The sequence below is a fragment of the Brevibacterium antiquum CNRZ 918 genome, from assembly GCF_900169145.1.
In the GTDB taxonomy this organism is placed as follows: domain Bacteria; phylum Actinomycetota; class Actinomycetes; order Actinomycetales; family Brevibacteriaceae; genus Brevibacterium; species Brevibacterium koreense.
The window spans coordinates 1-1,245 of sequence record NZ_FXZD01000044.1 but is presented as its reverse complement, the minus strand read 5'-3'; the positions used below and the strand labels follow the sequence as shown (position 1 = coordinate 1,245).

At 60.5% G+C, this 1,245-nt stretch carries 1 protein-coding gene; it reads right to left on the bottom strand.

Going from position 1 to position 1,245, the window contains the following annotated elements; translation table 11 throughout:
- Positions 1-15: 15 nt before the first annotated feature.
- On the bottom strand, positions 16-1,197 hold the full coding sequence (locus BANT918_RS17115) for an IS30 family transposase (protein WP_101621256.1): 1,182 nt from the start codon (positions 1,195-1,197) through the stop codon (positions 16-18).
- Positions 1,198-1,245 lie beyond the last annotated feature (48 nt).

Sequence of the window (1,245 nt, the reverse complement as noted above, 5' to 3'; positions counted from 1 at the left end):
CTTAGATTCAAATCGTCAAGGCAACACCTCTGGTTTTCGGGTGGTGAGGTCGTGCTGGGCCTCGAGCGGTGTTCGGAAGCTCAAACACTTTCGGGGTCGGGTGTTGAGCTCATGAGCAATGACGTCGAGAGCTGATTGGTCGTAGGCCCCGAGGTCGGTCTTCTTCGGCAGGAATTGTCGCGTCAGCCCGTTGGTGTTTTCGTTCGTTCCTCGTTGCCAGGGGCTGCGCGGGTCGGCGAAGAACACCTCGACACCCGTGCTTTGGCTGATGGCCTCGTGCTCGGCCAGCTCCATCCCTCGATCCCACGTCAGTGTCCTGACTCGTCTTCGGACCTGATTGTGATGGTTGAGGCGGTTGATGAGCTGGTCTTTGACGCAGGCAGCGTCGCGACCGCGCGTGGCGACGAGATCGAGAACGCGGGTGGCTCGGTCGACAAGGGTCGCCACCTGGGTGGTGTTCGGCCCCAGGATGAGATCGCCTTCCCAGTGGCCGATTTCGCTGCGGTCTTTCGCTGCCTCGGGGCGGTCGTCGATGGAACGCGCATTCTTGATCTGAGACCGCCACTGCCCGCGCGTGGTGTAATGCTTGCCGTGGCGTATCGGTCGGTGACGGCGCAGATTGTGGTGGATATTGTGCGGCAGGGCTTTCCGTCCTGAGTTGAGGTAGACGCCGCGATAGATGGCTTCGGCGCTGATGTGCATTCGCCGATTCTCGGGGTAGTCACGGTCAAGGCGTCCGGCGATTTGTTCGGGCGACCACCAGTGCTTCAGCCGCTTGGACACGTAGTTACACAGGGCTGGATTCTTCTGTAATTTCAACCGCTGGGGTCGGCCTCTTCGCCGTTGCGCGCGGTCATTGGCATCAACGGCTCGGTAGGAATTCACCCCCTTGTTCCGGGTGATTTCGCGGCTGATGGTCGATGGAGCCCGGTCCAAAGCCAATGCGATCCTCCGAATGGAGGTGCCGGCTGCGATGCCGCGGGAGATTTCCTCGCGTTCGGCCAGCGTCAATGATGCCGTTCCCGGACGAGGGGTGGGGTAGTAGATTCCGCCGCGGGGTTTCAGGATGGAGAATACTGATCCCGGCGGTACTTTGACGCTGCGTGAAATGTGGCTGAAAGAGTGACCGTCCTTCCACAGCTCCCAGACTCTTCGGCGTTCTTCTTCGGGTAGGCCTGGTCGTCCAATCTTGGCCATGTTCGCCTCCTGGCTGACGGGGTGTTGCACTCACGGTTTGAGTCTAAG